Below are 13,937 nucleotides of genomic sequence, written 5' to 3'. Positions count from 1 at the left end.
CCGAGTGGCACCGGCCCTAGCGGTCGGTCGGGCTCCGCGCCCAGCTGTATTCGAACTCCGGTCGCCCCCGCGTGCCGTACCTGGACGTTCGCAGGACCGACTGCTGATCCGCGAGATGTTCGAGGTAGCGCCTCGCGGTGACCCGCGACATGGACAGCGCCTCCGAGACCTCGATGGCCGAGGTGGGGGCGTGGAGCTCCTTGAGGAGTCCGGAGACCGCGCGCAGAGTCTCGGCCGACAGGCCCTTCGGCAGGGCGGCGGCCGTCGCGGGCCGGAGAGAGGCGAAGGCCTGGTCCACCTCCGCCTGCGTGGTCGCTGATGCCTGCTCCACCAGGCTCTGACGGAAGTCCTGGTAGGCACCGAGCTTCTCGCTGAAGGCCGAATAGGTGAAGGGCTTGATGAGGTACTGCACGATCCCGGAGGAGATGGCCGCTCGGACCACCTGCAGGTCCCGCACGGCCGTGATGGCGATGATGTCGAGCGGAAGGCCGAGCCCGCGGACGCGACGGATGATGTCCAGACCGTGCGCGTCGGGAAGGTTCATGTCGAGCAGCATGAGGTCGACAGGGGTCTCGGTCCGGCTCGTCAGTTCGCCGGCGAGCTGGAGGAAGGCCGCGAGTTCGGCGCCGCTCCGGGCCACACCAGCCAGTTCGAAGCCCGCCAGACGGCGGATGTACTCGGCGTGTGCGTCCGCGGCGACGGGATCGTCCTCAACGACCAGGACGCGGATGGCGCTCATGTGCCGGCCCCGCCGTCCGCCGCCTGCAGTTCGGTGGGGCCTGCCGCTCCGGTCCTCGCCGCGGCGACATCCGCCTGGGCAGGAGCACTCGGACGTTCCAGAGCCGGGTAGGGCAGGCGGACCGAGAACCGTGCGCCGCCGTCGTCGGTGTCCGTGACGTCCAGGGCGCCGCCGAAACGCTGGACCGCCTGACGGACGAGGGCCAGGCCGACGCCGCGACCGCCGCCCTTCGCGTCCTTGGTGGTGTAGCCGAACTCGAAGACCTTCGCCTTCTCGGAGTCGGGCAGACCGTTGCCGCTGTCCTCCACGACGATCTCCAGGCGGGGTGCGCCGGTCTCCGGCGCCACGCGCCGCACGGTCAGGAGGACCCGTGGCTCCTCTGACACCGCAGCTTCGTCGAAGGCGTTGTCGAGGAGGTTACCGATGATCGTGACGAGGTCCACGGGATTCAACGACCCGGCCTGCGCATCGGGGGAGACGGTCGACGTCAGTTCGATGCCGCGCTCGTGCGCCTGCGCGGCCTTGCCCAGGAGGAGGGCGGCGATGAAGGGCTCGTCGACGGCGCGGACCACCTCGTCGGTGAGTCGTTGTGACTGCTGCAGATCCCTCGTCGCGAAATCGAGGGCGTCCGCACTCCTGCCGAGCTCCACCAGGGACACGATGGTGTGCAGGCGATTGGCATGCTCGTGGGTCTGCGAGCGCAGCGCATCGGTCAGCGTGCGCATCGTCTCCACCTGTCCGGTCAGCGCCTTGATCTCGGTATGGTCGCGCAGGGTGGTCACGGTACCGAGTGCGGCCTGGGGGTGGACACCGCGGCCCGCGGCAGTCGACGGGACGGCGGGCTCCTGGTTCACCACGAGGACGCGGCTGTCGGTGAGGTGTACCTCGTCGTGCGCGGTACGGCCCGAGGCAAGCAGTTCACGCAGCGACGGCGGAACCCCGAGGTGCGACGCCGGTACGGGCTTCTGCGTGTCGTCGAGCCCGAGGAGGCGTGCGGCCTGGTCGTTGTAGAGGACGAGTCGCCCGTCGGCATCCGTCAGGAGTAACCCTTCACGGACGGAGTGGAGGACGGCATCGTAGAAGACGAAGGTGCGCGACAGTTCCGCCGGGCCCATGCCGAGCGTGGCATTCCGGAGCCGACGGCTCAGCAGGAAGGAGGCGAGCGCACCCAGCACCAGGGCGCCGAGGGCGATGGAAGCGACGAGGGGCAGCTGCGCGTTGCGCGCGATGGCCGCCCGATCCACCGTGATGCCCGCCGCCACCATCGCGCGCACGGTGCCGCCGTCGTCGACCACCGGGACGATCGAGCGGATCGAGGGACCGAGGGTCCCCGCGTAGGTCTCGATCTGCGTCCGCCCGGCGAGGGCTTCGGAGACCGACCCGATATAGGGTTTCCCGATCTCCTCCGGGTTCCGGTGTGTGAAACGCGTGCGGTCGGGCGCCATGATCGTGATGAAATCGACTCCGAGCCGGTCCATCACCGTGACCGCGTACGGCTGGAGGGTGGACGTCGGGTCAGGTCCCTCGACCGCCTCGAGTACCGCCGGCTCGAGCGCGATGGCAGTGGAGACCGCGACCATGCGCTCGGCTGTCGCGTCATTGACTCCCTGGGCGGCATCCATGTACAGGATCACGGACAGCGACGCCGAGAGCACCAGGATGAACACGAGCTGAGCCAGGAAGAACTGCCGGGCGAGGCTCCATCGACTCACGCCGTGATCCTGCTCCTTCCGGGCTTGCCGGCTTTCACCGGGGATGGGCGGCCGGGGCCACACCGAGCCACGACCAGTATGAACTCAATCGTGATCGGGATCACTCCCGGTGCAATGATGAAGGGGAAACACCCAACACTACGCTTTCCTGGTGAGACCCGCAGTCGGAGAACGACCTCCGGCCGACGGCGCTGCCGGGCGGCCGACCACCTAGGGAGAACCTCATGGCTATGGCGCCATCGCGGTCCGACAGCGGATCTGCACAACCACGCAAGAGGGTCGACAAAACCCACTTCCTCTACATCGCGGTGATCGCGGCGGTGATCCTCGGGGCCATCCTCGGCCTCGCGGCGCCCGAATTCGCCAAGGCCCTCAAGCCGCTCGGGACCGGGTTCATCAACCTCATCAAGATGATGATCGCCCCGATCATCTTCTGCACCATCGTGCTGGGCGTCGGGTCCATCGCGAAAGCTGCGACGGTGGGCAAGGTCGGCGGCCTCGCCCTCGCCTACTTCATGATCATGTCGACCTTCGCGCTCGCCATCGGCCTCGTGGTCGGCAACCTCATCAACCCGGGCGAAGGCCTGGACATCTCGTCGTCGACGTACGAACTCCCCGCTACCGCCGAGGGCGCACCCGAGGGCACGGTCGGCTTCCTGCTGAGCATCATCCCGACCACGCTGCTGTCCGCCCTGACGGGCCCCAGCATCCTGCAGACACTGTTCGTCGCACTGCTCGTCGGCTTCGCGCTCCAGAAGATGGGCTCCGCCGGCAAGCCGGTGCTCCGCGGTATCGGCCACATCCAGGCGCTCGTGTTCCGCATCCTCATCATGATCATGTGGCTGGCACCCATCGGAGCGTTCGGTGCCATCGCAGCCGTCGTCGGTGAGACCGGCGTGCAGGCCATCATCAGCATGGCGACCCTCATGATCGCGTTCTACATCACCTGCGCCCTCTTCATCGTGGTCATCCTCGGCGGGCTCCTGAAGATCGTGACCGGCGTCAACATCTTCAAGCTGATGAAGTACCTGGGCCGGGAGTACCTGCTGATCTTCAGCACCTCCTCCTCCGAGGCGGCACTGCCCCGCCTGATCGCGAAGATGGAGCACGTCGGTGTCTCCAAGCCCGTCGTCGGTGTGACCGTCCCCACGGGCTACTCCTTCAACCTCGACGGCACCGCGATCTACCTCACCATGGCGGCCCTCTTCGTCGCGGAGGCGCTCGGCAAGCCGCTGGCCCTCGGTGAGCAGATCTCCCTGCTGGTCTTCATGATCATCGCCTCGAAGGGTGCTGCAGGCGTCACGGGTGCTGGTCTGGCGACCCTCGCCGGCGGCCTGCAGTCGCACCGCCCCGACCTCGTCGACGGTGTCGGCCTGATCGTCGGCATCGACCGCTTCATGTCCGAGGCCCGTGCACTGACGAACTTCACCGGGAACGCCGTGGCCACGGTGCTCATCGGTACCTGGACCAAGGAGATCGACCGGGCCCGCGTGGACGAGGTCCTCGAGGGACGACTTCCCTTCGACGAGGCCACGATGACCACGGATCACCGCTTCGAGAACGACGACGTCGAGGTCGACAGCGCCGACGGGATCGACGTCGAGGAGGGCGCTGCTGTCCGGACGGACGCTGCAGTGCGCGGAACAACGTCCCGCTGATCAGCACCTGACACCGGGCCACCAGCCCGGGTCGTGAACGACGGCGATGGCCCGGATCGATTCCGGACCATCGCCGTCGTCGTTCTGGAGCACGTCCGATGCAGGACCGGGAGCGTCGAACGGTCCGCGGAGAGGTGCATCCAGGCGAAGGTTAGACCTCAGCTTGAGGATCAAGGCTCGCGGCCGATCGGTGCCGGCCTTTCCGGCCGTTGCCGCTGGCGTTGTACGGTTGACCAAGAGAAATGCCGCCTGGATCCCGATTCCCGGCCGGCCCGCACCGATTCTGATGGAAGCGTGGATACAAACGTGAGTAGTGAACAGGGTTCCGCAACTCTGCCCGGCGCAGCGGACGCGGGACTCGGCCCGACCGGCCGCCCGGTAACGGAGTTCCCTGAACCCCGGGTCCTCGAATCGCACGGCCCGGCCAGGGTCATCGCGATGGTCAACCAGAAGGGCGGGGTCGGCAAGACGACGTCGACCATCAACCTGGGCGCCGCGCTCGCCGAAGCGGGACGTAAGGTCCTGCTGGTGGATTTCGATCCGCAGGGAGCGCTGTCCGCAGGGCTCGGAACGAACCCACATGAGCTCGACGTCACGGTGTACAACGTCCTGATGGATCGCAAGGTCACCATCCACGACGCGATCCAGCACACCGCGATCGACAATATCGACCTCCTGCCGGCGAACATCGACCTCTCCGCCGCCGAGGTCCAGCTGGTGAACGAGGTGGCGCGTGAGCAGGTGCTTGACCGGGCACTGCGGAAGGTGTCGGACGACTACGACGTCATCCTCATCGACTGCCAGCCCTCCCTCGGACTCCTGACGGTCAACGCCCTCACGGCGGCGCACGGCGTCATCATCCCGCTCATCTGCGAGTTCTTCGCCCTGCGGGCCGTGGCCCTGCTGGTCGAGACGATCGAGAAGGTCCAGGACCGCCTCAACCCGCGGCTCCAGATCGACGGCGTGCTCGCCACCATGTACGACGCGCGGACGCTGCACAGCCGGGAGGTCATAGCGCGCCTCGTGGAGGCCTTCGGAGACAAGGTGTTCGAGACGGTCATCAAGCGCACCATCAAGTTCGCGGATGCAACGGTGGCCGCCGAGCCCATCACGACCTATGCGGCCAACCACTCGGGCGCCGACGCCTATCGCAGGCTCGCCAAGGAGCTCATAGCCAGGGGCGGAGCACCCTAGTGCCGGCCCATGTCGGGTCCGCCCAGGCCCGGTAGGTGGCAACCATCGCGCCCACAGCGGAGAAAACTGTCTTCGAGGTGCGGCTGACCAATTTCAGCGGACCGTTCGACCTGCTCCTGAACCTCATTTCGCGGCGCGAACTCGATATCACCGAGATCGCCCTGGCGGAGGTGACGGATGAGTTCATCGCACACATCCGGCGCATCCAGGCAGCCGAAGGAGAATGGAAGCTCGACGAGGCCAGCGAGTTCCTCGTGGTCGCAGCTACGCTCCTGGATCTGAAAGCCGCTCGCCTCCTGCCGGCCGGAGCAGTCGAGGACGAGGAGGACATCGCGCTCCTCGAGGCCCGCGACCTCCTGTTCGCGCGGCTCCTGCAATACAGGGCGTTCAAGGAGATGGCGCGGCACCTCGCGGAACGATTCGAGATGGAGGACGCACGTCATCCTCGGAACGCACCCCTCGAGCCGCAGTTCTCACGCCTGCTTCCGGAGCTTCTCTGGAAGCATTCACCCGAGGAGTTCGCAGCGCTCGCAGCGAAGATACTGTCACCCCGCCAGGAGAAGCCGGCCAAGGTCAGCATCGAGCACCTGCACGCGCCGCCTGTGAGCGTGCGGGACCAGGCGGTGGTCCTCCAGAACCTGTTGCTCGCCCGGGGGCCGTTGTCCTTCCGGCAACTCACCGAAGATGCCGACAGCCGACTGCTGCTGGTCGTCCGGTTCCTCGCGCTGCTCGACTTGTTCCGGGACGGTGCCATCTCCTTCGAACAGGCGGCGCCGCTGTCCGAGTTGGTGGTCCGCTGGAGTGCGGGAGAGCTAAGCCGGCCTGCCGACAGGCTGACGGGCGATGTCGAGGGTGGTGGGATCCCTGAGGACGGCGCGAGGCGCTCGGTTCCCGGGAGGATCCAGCGGAACGGTCTGGAGGTAGCGCGGTATGGATGAGGCGATGCCACCCTCCGGGGTTGAGCGCAGCTCCCGCATCGAGGACCTGCCCGGTGGGATCCGGGCCGCCATCGAGGCGATCCTCGTGGTGGCAGACCGCCCGGTCACGGACGAACAGGTAGCTGCGGTCCTCGATCGGCCGACGGCCCTGGTGCACTCGGTCCTCGTGGACCTGCAGCGTGAGTACGACGGCTATACTGGGTTAGGCCTCCAGAGCACCGAGCCACCTGCGCCGCGCGGTTTCGAACTCAGGAACATCGCCGGCGGGTGGCGCATCTTCTCCCGGACGCAGTTCGCATCCGTTGTCGCCGACTTCGTGCTCGATGGCCAATCTGCCCGGCTTTCACAGGCAGCACTCGAGACTCTGGCGGTCATCGCATACCGCCAACCTGTCTCCCGTGCCCGGGTTTCTGCAATTCGGGGCGTCAACGTCGATTCCGTGGTCCGCACGCTGCTTCAGCGTGGACTGGTTGTCGAGATGGAGACCGATCCCGAGACCGGCGCGGTTCTTTATGGGACCACCACCCTCTTTCTGGAAAGATTGGGGCTGGGCAGCGTCACCGAATTGCCCCGGATCGCTCCCCACCTACCGGGCCTCGAGAGCCTTGGGGAGTATGACGAAACGACGTATTGAGCATGACCGACACGAAGGACTTTCCACATGACACAGCAGCCAGGATCCGGTTCCGGACGCAATACGCCGCGCCGCGGCGGGTCTGCCGGACGCCCATCCGACGCTGACCGTGCCCGGAAGTCCTCGCCGCGCGGCGCTCCGTCGCAGGGCGCCGGCCGTTCCGGCGAGGGCCGTCCCAGTACCGGCCGCTCCGGTGAGGGCCGTCCGTTCCAGGCGCGCGATGAGCGTGGCGCCGGCCGTTCCGGCGAGGGTCGTCCGAGTGCCGGCCGCTCCGGTGAGGGCCGTCCGTTCCAGGGCCGCGATGAGCGTGGCGCCGGCCGTTCCGGCGAGGGTCGTCCCAGTGCCGGCCGCTCCGGTGAGGGCCGTCCGTTCCAGGGCCGCGATGAGCGTGGCGCCGGCCGTTCCGGCGAGGGTCGTCCCAGTGCCGGCCGTTCCGGCGAGGGCCGTCCGCAGGGCAGTGGCGAGCGTCGTGAGTCAGCCGATGGCCGCGCCCGTTCTGCTGCGGGCCGCCCGTCGGCAGGAACGCCGTCGAGCCGCTTCGGAGCGAAGGCCGGAGGGCGTGCGGCAAGCAAGCCCGGCCGTCCGGGTGCCCGCTCCGGGCAGGACGGTGCAGCACGCCAGAAGCCCGCAGGCGCCAAGGCCTTCGGGCGGGAGCGCTTCGGACAGAACCTCGGTCCTGTGCGTACGGCGAAGCCCAAGCGTGCCAGCCGTCCCGCGGACGAGATCGATGTGCACAACCCCGAGGGCGTGCGCCTGCAGAAGGTGATGGCCCTCGCCGGCGTTGCGTCCCGCCGTATCTGCGAGGAGATGATCCTCGACGGTCGCGTGGAGGTCGATGGCACCATCGTCACGGAACTCGGCGTACGCGTCGACCCCGAGCAGGCAGCCATCCATGTGGACGGAATCCGGCTCCAGCTGAACGAGCACCTCAAGTACTACGTCTTCAACAAGCCCCGCGGCGTCGTCTCCACCATGGAGGATCCCGAGGGTCGTCGCTGCATCAGCGATTTCCTCAAGAACAAGGACAAGAGCGAGCGGCTCTTCCACGTCGGGCGGCTCGACGCCGAGACCGAGGGCCTGCTCCTGCTGACCAACGACGGTGAGCTGACCAACAGGTTGACGCACCCGTCCTACGAGGTTCCGAAGACCTACCTCGTCCAGGTCCGCGGGCCCATGGCCCAGGGTATCGGCGCCCAGATGAAGGAGGGCATCGAGCTCGAGGACGGCATCGCGCAGGTGGACTCCTTCAAGCTCGTCGACTCGACTCCAGGCCACGTCCTCGTCGAAGTCGTCCTTCACTCCGGCCGCAACCGTGTCGTCCGGCGCCTGTTCGACGCCGTCGGGCACCCCGTCGAGCGACTCGTCCGCATCCAGGTGGGCCCCATCCGCGTCGGGGACCAACGCCAGGGCAGCATCCGCGTGCTCGGACGCCAGGAGGTCGGGCACCTGCTGGCATCGGTGGGCCTCTAGCAGATGGTCATGCGCGCGGAACAGGGAACGCATCTCGCCGGTCCCGTCCTCATCGTGGGGGCGGGCCTGCTGGGCGCGAGCATCGGGCTGGGCCTGCGGGCCCGCGGGCTCGATGTCGTCCTGTCCGACAGCTCGCCGTCCACGGAGGCTGTGGCCCGTGACATCGGCGCGGGTCGACTGTACTCGGACGTCAAGGTCGCGGGGGAGGGCCTGTCGCCGGAACTGGTCGTCGTAGCCACTCCGCCCGACGTCACCGCCCGGGTCATCGCCGAGGCACTGCTGACACACCCGGACGCCGTCGTCGTCGACATCTGCAGTGTGAAGGAAGCGATCCTCCGCGAACTCGCAGGAATGCCCGACGTGGCCGGGCACCTGTCCCGCTACGTCGGCACGCATCCGATGGCCGGCCGTGAGAAATCCGGTCCCGTCGCGGCACGTGCCGAACTGTTCATCGGAGCACCCTGGGTGCTGTGCGCCCATGCGGGAAGCGCGCCGGACGCCGTCCTTCGCGCCGAATCGCTCGCCGTCGACCTCGGTGCGGTGCCTGCGCGCATGACCGCCGAGGAGCACGACGGCGCCGTCGCCCTGATCTCGCACCTCCCGCAGGTCGTCTCCTCACTGGTGGCGAGCCGCCTGCAGGACTCGCCCGTGCAGGCGCTCGCCCTCGCAGGCAACGGACTGCGGGATGTCACCCGCATCGCCGCAAGTGATCCGCGCCTGTGGGTGCAGATCCTCTCGGCGAACGCGGGCCGCCTCGTCGACATCCTGTATGGGGTGCGCGAGGACCTCAACCGCCTGATCACCACGCTGGAGGATCCAATGGCAGGCGGAGCGCGACTCGACATGGCGCAGCTGATGACGGAGGGAAATGCGGGCCAGGCACGCGTACCGGGCAAGCACGGGACCCCGCCGGACTCCTTCGCGCGGCTCACCGTCCTCGTCGACGACGTACCAGGACAGATAGCGAAACTCCTCACGGAGATCGGGCACACCGACATCAACGTCGAGGATTTCCGGCTGGAACACTCGCCCGGACGTCAGGTCGGCCTTGCGGAGCTATCGGTCCTGCCGGGCAGGCGACAGGAATTGACGGAGTCCCTCACGCAGCGGGGCTGGAAGGTAGTGCAGTGACCCGGATATCAGCAGACAGCACACCGACGACCGACGCCACCCGGACAGCAGGGGCGGCGAGTCCGTACGCCGGGTTCCGCCTCGGGAAGTCCCTCGTGGTGGCCATCGACGGGCCCTCCGGGTCGGGGAAGTCGAGCGTCAGCCGCGAGGTCGCCCGCCGACTCCGCGCCGCGTACCTGGACACCGGTGCAATGTACCGGGCCGTCACCCTGCACTGCATCGCCTCCGGCATCGACCTGCAGGAGGGCTCCGCAGTAGAGGCCGCGGCGCGGGACATCGAGCTGTTCATTAGCACCAGCCCGGACCGCGAGTCCGTGACCATCTCGGGTGATGACGTCACGGCCGCCATCCGCGAGCCGGAGGTCTCCTCGGCCGTCAGCGCAGTCGCGACGACCATGGGCGCGCGGGCAGAACTGATCCGCCGCCAGCGAGCACTGATCGCCGGAGCGGGGCACCGCATCGTGGCAGAGGGACGCGACATCACCACCGTCGTCGCCCCGGACGCCGAAGTGCGCATCCTCCTCACGGCCAGCGAGGAGGCCAGGCTGCGTCGCCGGGGTGATCAGCTCGGGGGGACGCAATCGGAGGTCCAGTTGAAGCAGCAGGTCATCGATCGTGACGCTAAGGATTCCACCGTGGTGAATTTCCGTCAGGCAGCCGATGGCGTGGTCACGCTCGACTCCTCCGACCTCGATTTCGAACAAACCGTTTCGGCCGTCCTCGACGTCGTGCGGACTGTGGCGCACTAACCGGCGCCCGCACCAAACTCTCCGGGCTCGCGCCCACCAGGATTACCGTCGGGAGACGGTGAACACCAACCGAAGGAACTAACGATGAGCGAGAACCTTTCGCCGAACGCGACGGACCAGGGCACCGGGCCCGACGAGGACTTCGAGCCGAGCGGCGAGGACCAGGTCAGCGAACTGCTCGAGACCCTCGACGACGCCGAGGCGGAGCAGCGCGCCGCGTCGCTGCGGGCCGGCCTCGAGGACTACGAGCTCGACGACGAGGACGCCGCGCTCCTTGCCCGTCAGGACGAGGATTACGACGACGAGGCGGAGGGCCGGCTGAACCCTGTCCTCGCCATCGTCGGGCGTCCCAACGTCGGCAAGTCGACCCTGGTCAACCGTATCCTCGGGCGCCGCGAGGCAGTCGTCGAGGACACACCCGGTGTCACGCGCGACCGCGTGTCGTATCCCGCCCAGTGGACCGGCCGCAACTTCACCCTCGTGGACACCGGCGGCTGGGAGCAGGACGCGAAGGGAATCAACGCCCGCGTCGCCGACCAGGCCGAGATCGCCGTCGACATGGCGGACGCCGTGTTGCTCGTCGTCGATGCGACCGTCGGAGCCACGGCCACCGACGAGGCCGTGGTGCGCATGCTGCGCCGCAAGAAGAAGCCCGTCATCCTGGTCGCCAACAAGGTCGACGACATCCAGAACGAGGCCGACGCCTCCGTCCTGTGGGGTCTCGGGTTCGGTCAGCCCTGGCCGGTCTCGGCACTGCACGGGCGCGGTACCGGCGACATGCTGGACAAGGTCATCGAGATCCTTCCCGAGTTCTCTGAGCACGGCGGCATCGAGCGTTCCGGCGGACCACGCCGGGTGGCCCTCATCGGCCGCCCCAACGTGGGCAAGTCATCCCTGCTGAACAAGCTGGCCGGCACCGATCGCGTCGTCGTCGACCCGCTGGCCGGTACCACGCGCGATCCTGTCGACGAGATGATCGAGCTCGGTGGGCGTACGTGGCGGTTCGTCGATACCGCCGGCATCCGCCGCCGCGTGCATATGCAGCAGGGCGCGGACTTCTACGCATCACTGCGCACGCAGTCGGCGCTCGAGAAGGCGGAGGTGGCCGTCGTGCTCCTGGCCGTCGACGAGGTGATGAGCGAGCAGGACGTGCGCATCCTCAACATGGCCATCGAATCGGGCCGTTCGATCGTGCTGGCCTTCAACAAGTGGGACCTGCTCGACGACGAGCGCCGCCGTTACCTCGAGCGCGAGATCGAACAGGACCTCGCACACGTCGACTGGGCTCCCCGCGTCAACATCTCGGCCCTGACCGGCTGGCACAAGGACCGCCTGGTACCCGCGCTGGACATCGCGCTCGAATCCTGGGATCGCCGTATCCCCACGGGACGCCTCAACGCGTTCCTGGGTGAGCTCGTCGCAGCGCACCCGCACCCCGTGCGCGGTGGCAAGCAGCCTCGCATCCTCTTCGGGACACAGGCCTCAAGTCGCCCGCCCAAGTTCGTCCTGTTCACCACGGGGTTCCTCGACCCGGGTTACCGCCGCTTCATCACTCGTAGGCTCCGCGAGACCTTCGGCTTCGAGGGCACTCCCATCGAGGTCAGCATGCGGGTCCGCGAGAAGCGCAGCCGCAAGCGCTGACGCCGTCCGATGTGCTGATCCGCCCCGGTCATGATGTATCGTTATCCGAGTGGTTTGGCCTGCTGGACAGGCCGATCGGGATGTGGCGCAGCTTGGTAGCGCACTTGACTGGGGGTCAAGGGGTCGCAGGTTCAAATCCTGTCATCCCGACACTGCAGGGCCCGTTTCCGCCGGCTTTCGAGCCGGAGGAGACGGGCTTTTTGCATGGTCTGCCGAGCTTTCGCGGATGCAGCGGAACGCTGGGTGGAAGGCTCGTCACCCGTGGCCGGGATATGCCTATACTCGACCAGTACCCGTCCCGGGCGGCCGTTCCAGCCGCCGATTCACCCCGCGCGTTCGAAAGGCGACCATGAGCAACATTCCCGATGGCCTGTACTACACCGCGGAGCACGAGTGGGTCAGTGAGCTCGCCGTCAACGGTACGGTGCGGGTCGGCATCACCGACTTCGCCCAGGACGCCCTCGGCGACGTCGTCTACGTGCAGATGCCCGAGGCCGGCACCGCGGTCACCGGTTCCGACGTCATCGGTGAGGTCGAGTCGACCAAGAGCGTCAGCGACATCTACGCCCCCGTCACGGGTCAGGTCGTCGCGCGCAACGAGTCGCTCGACGACGATCCCTCCCTGATCAACACCGACCCCTACGGCGAGGGCTGGTTGCTGGAGATCAAGGTCTCGGACCCTTCCGTAGTACAGGGCCTGCTGAGTTCAGCCGATTACTCCCAGCAGGTAGGCTAGAACCACCCGGCGAAGGCAGCAGGGGCGGAGCGGCTCAGCGCGACCAGCCGTTCCACGCAGTAGGGGAGGAAAGTTCGATGGTACCCAACGTGAACCCAGCCGTGAATGGAGAAGAGCCGCACATGACGTCTCCTGAGACAACGACGATCGGTCTGCCGCCATACGTCGCCACGACTGAGCTGGAACGAAATCTGACGCGCGAGGAGCAGGCTTCTGTAGCGGCCCTTCCCGACGGCTCCGCCCTCCTGATCGCCCACTCCGGCCCGAACGCCGGGGCGCGGTTCCTGCTGGATGAAGACATCACGAAGGCAGGGCGCCACCCCAACGCGGACATCTTCCTCGACGATGTGACGGTATCCCGCCAGCACGCCGAGTTCCGCCGCAGCGACAGTGGTTTCGTGGTCGTCGATACCCGAAGCCTCAACGGCACGTACGTCAACAACGATCGTGTGGACAGCGTGGCACTGCGCAACGGCAACGAAGTGCAGATCGGCAAGTTCCGCCTGACGTTCTATGCGGCACGGACCGTCCCTGGCCAGACCGCGCAGCGCACGACAGCGCAGGCCTAGTCCGCTTCATGCCTGTCTCCCAACCCGCTCCCCGGCCGGCCGGTCTCCTCTCCGGTCATTCCGGTGCCGGTGTCCTGACCATCGGTGAGTTGCTGCGCGAATTGTCCGGGGAGTTCCCTCAGGTCACAGCGTCGAAGATCCGCTTCCTGGAAGAAAAGGGCCTCATCACCCCGCAAAGGACGCGAGCCGGATACCGCAAGTACACAGCGCACGACGTCGAGCGCCTGCGCTTCGTGCTCGCTCTCCAGCGCGACCAGTACCTTCCCCTCAAGGTCATCAAGGATTACGTCGACGCCATCGATCGCGGTGAGCGACCGGACTCGCTCCCCGGCGGCATGACGCTCTCGCCGCGGGTCGTCTCCGACCAGTTGTCGAGGGAACTGAGCGCGCATACCCGTCGACTCACCGCCGAGACGCTGGCCGCCGAGGCCGGCGCACCGCGCCGCTTCGTCGACGACCTCGTGAGCTTCGGACTCATCGCTGCCGTCGACAACCGGTTCGACGAGCACGCCCTCAAGATCACCAGAGCCTGCGTCCAGCTCGAGAGCCACGGTATCGAACCCCGCCACCTGAGGCCGTTCCGCGCAGCCGCCGACCGCGAACTGGGACTCGTCGAGCGCGTCGTGGCACCCCTGGCTTCCCGGAAGGACGTCGCGTCCAAGGCTCGGGCCGCTGAGACTGCGCGAGAGATCAGTGAACTCTGCCTGGGCCTGCACAGCGCCCTCGTACATAGCCATATAGCCCGCATGGACAGTTAGGCGGCGTC

The 13,937-nt window shown here is 67.5% G+C and carries 13 protein-coding genes and 1 tRNA gene; 12 read left to right on the top strand and 2 right to left on the bottom strand.

Annotated features, from left to right (window positions below):
* Positions 1–16: 16 nt before the first annotated feature.
* Both D6T63_RS11945 and D6T63_RS11940 read right to left on the bottom strand, forming a co-directional pair.
* Positions 17–739: a response regulator gene (locus D6T63_RS11945; protein WP_120149245.1), complete on the bottom strand. Its 723-nt coding sequence runs from the start codon at positions 737–739 to the stop codon at positions 17–19.
* Positions 736–2,451, bottom strand: a complete 1,716-nt coding sequence (locus tag D6T63_RS11940; protein ID WP_235830701.1) for a sensor histidine kinase — start codon at positions 2,449–2,451, stop codon at positions 736–738. The genes D6T63_RS11945 and D6T63_RS11940 overlap by 4 nt, the downstream gene beginning before the upstream one ends.
* A 230-nt stretch (positions 2,452–2,681) precedes the next feature.
* Here D6T63_RS11940 and D6T63_RS11935 point away from each other — a divergent pair, with 230 nt between their 5' ends.
* From D6T63_RS11935 to ftsR, 12 genes are all read left to right on the top strand, one after another.
* Positions 2,682–4,109, top strand: a complete 1,428-nt coding sequence (locus D6T63_RS11935) for a cation:dicarboxylate symporter family transporter (protein ID WP_120149244.1) — start codon at positions 2,682–2,684, stop codon at positions 4,107–4,109.
* Positions 4,110–4,415: 306 nt separating this feature from the next.
* Positions 4,416–5,303 (top strand): ParA family protein, encoded by an 888-nt coding sequence (locus D6T63_RS11930; RefSeq protein ID WP_120149243.1) that lies wholly within the window; start codon positions 4,416–4,418, stop codon positions 5,301–5,303.
* A 35-nt stretch (positions 5,304–5,338) separates the two neighbouring features.
* Complete coding sequence (locus D6T63_RS11925; protein ID WP_120149242.1) at positions 5,339–6,241, top strand: segregation and condensation protein A; 903 nt, start codon at positions 5,339–5,341, stop codon at positions 6,239–6,241.
* On the top strand, positions 6,234–6,875 hold the full coding sequence (gene scpB, locus D6T63_RS11920) for an SMC-Scp complex subunit ScpB (protein ID WP_235830700.1): 642 nt from the start codon (positions 6,234–6,236) through the stop codon (positions 6,873–6,875). The genes D6T63_RS11925 and scpB overlap by 8 nt, the downstream gene beginning before the upstream one ends.
* 27 nt (positions 6,876–6,902) lie before the next feature.
* Entirely contained in the window at positions 6,903–8,345 is a 1,443-nt protein-coding gene (locus tag D6T63_RS11915) for a pseudouridine synthase (protein ID WP_120149241.1), read from the top strand.
* 9 nt (positions 8,346–8,354) lie between these two features.
* Entirely contained in the window at positions 8,355–9,476 is a 1,122-nt protein-coding gene (locus tag D6T63_RS11910; RefSeq protein ID WP_120149300.1) for a prephenate dehydrogenase, read from the top strand.
* Between the two features lie 95 nt (positions 9,477–9,571).
* Positions 9,572–10,225 (top strand): (d)CMP kinase, encoded by a 654-nt coding sequence (gene cmk, locus D6T63_RS11905; protein WP_235830717.1) that lies wholly within the window; start codon positions 9,572–9,574, stop codon positions 10,223–10,225.
* Between the two features lie 84 nt (positions 10,226–10,309).
* Positions 10,310–11,866, top strand: coding sequence for a ribosome biogenesis GTPase Der (gene der / locus D6T63_RS11900; RefSeq protein ID WP_120149240.1), 1,557 nt, complete (start codon positions 10,310–10,312; stop codon positions 11,864–11,866).
* A gap of 76 nt (positions 11,867–11,942) precedes the next feature.
* Positions 11,943–12,016: transfer RNA gene (locus D6T63_RS11895), tRNA-Pro, on the top strand.
* A 199-nt stretch (positions 12,017–12,215) separates the two neighbouring features.
* Positions 12,216–12,602 (top strand): glycine cleavage system protein GcvH, encoded by a 387-nt coding sequence (gene gcvH, locus D6T63_RS11890; protein ID WP_182976972.1) that lies wholly within the window; start codon positions 12,216–12,218, stop codon positions 12,600–12,602.
* Positions 12,603–12,679: 77 nt separating this feature from the next.
* A complete protein-coding gene (locus D6T63_RS11885; RefSeq protein ID WP_120149238.1) occupies positions 12,680–13,171 on the top strand; it encodes an FHA domain-containing protein in 492 nt (163 codons plus the stop codon).
* 8 nt (positions 13,172–13,179) lie between these two features.
* Positions 13,180–13,929: a transcriptional regulator FtsR gene (gene ftsR / locus D6T63_RS11880; protein ID WP_120149237.1), complete on the top strand. Its 750-nt coding sequence runs from the start codon at positions 13,180–13,182 to the stop codon at positions 13,927–13,929.
* Positions 13,930–13,937: the final 8 nt, after the last annotated feature.

Origin of the sequence: Arthrobacter cheniae, from assembly GCF_003602275.1 — a bacterium.
Taxonomy (GTDB): Bacteria; Actinomycetota; Actinomycetes; order Actinomycetales; family Micrococcaceae; genus Arthrobacter_D; species Arthrobacter_D cheniae.
Note: the sequence above shows the minus strand (reverse complement) of the source record. Positions and strands in the feature narration are given on the sequence as shown.

Bases quoted from the DNA above. Each gene is read 5' to 3' on its own strand.
- der (WP_120149240.1), top strand. From the start codon at position 10,310: ATGAGCGAGAACCTTTCGCCGAACGCGACGGACCAGGGCACCGGGCCC.
- gcvH (WP_182976972.1), top strand. From the start codon at position 12,216: ATGAGCAACATTCCCGATGGCCTGTACTACACCGCGGAGCACGAGTGG.
- scpB (WP_235830700.1), top strand. From the start codon at position 6,234: ATGGATGAGGCGATGCCACCCTCCGGGGTTGAGCGCAGCTCCCGCATC.
- ftsR (WP_120149237.1), top strand. From the start codon at position 13,180: ATGCCTGTCTCCCAACCCGCTCCCCGGCCGGCCGGTCTCCTCTCCGGT.
- D6T63_RS11935 (WP_120149244.1), top strand. From the start codon at position 2,682: ATGGCGCCATCGCGGTCCGACAGCGGATCTGCACAACCACGCAAGAGG.
- D6T63_RS11945 (WP_120149245.1), bottom strand. From the start codon at position 739: ATGAGCGCCATCCGCGTCCTGGTCGTTGAGGACGATCCCGTCGCCGCG.
- D6T63_RS11910 (WP_120149300.1), top strand. From the start codon at position 8,355: ATGCGCGCGGAACAGGGAACGCATCTCGCCGGTCCCGTCCTCATCGTG.
- D6T63_RS11915 (WP_120149241.1), top strand. From the start codon at position 6,903: ATGACACAGCAGCCAGGATCCGGTTCCGGACGCAATACGCCGCGCCGC.
- D6T63_RS11885 (WP_120149238.1), top strand. From the start codon at position 12,680: ATGGTACCCAACGTGAACCCAGCCGTGAATGGAGAAGAGCCGCACATG.